Origin of the sequence: Bacillus sp. SIMBA_074 (assembly GCF_046534555.1) — a bacterium.
Classification (GTDB): domain Bacteria; phylum Bacillota; class Bacilli; order Bacillales; family Bacillaceae_G; genus Bacillus_A; species Bacillus_A mycoides.
Genome location: NZ_JAWRYM010001364.1, coordinates 1 through 229, shown reverse-complemented (window position 1 = coordinate 229; position 229 = coordinate 1). Strand labels below are relative to the sequence as shown.

The 229-nt window shown below is 58.5% G+C and carries 1 protein-coding gene; it reads right to left on the bottom strand.

The window, feature by feature from the left end; genetic code table 11:
- Positions 1 to 2 precede the first annotated feature (2 nt).
- Positions 3 to 182 (bottom strand): hypothetical protein, encoded by a 180-nt coding sequence (locus SB773_RS35155; RefSeq protein ID WP_410595238.1) that lies wholly within the window; start codon positions 180 to 182, stop codon positions 3 to 5.
- Between the last annotated feature and the right edge of the window lie 47 nt (positions 183 to 229).

Below are 229 nucleotides of genomic sequence, written 5' to 3'. Positions count from 1 at the left end.
GGTCATAAGCGGCAAACAGCACCAAGTAATACGCGACGGGATTCATCAACCCCGCCCATAGCGCTGTTCGCCAACCTTTTCGAAGCGCCTGCGCCATATTCCCTTGCTGGACGACCAGCGCCCCCATTAACAGCCACGACACCAATGCGGCGATCCACATCAACTCGAGCGGGCTCATCCACGCCAGGGCCACTTTGAACGCGGTAGCTACTGTCGACCATAGGGCAAC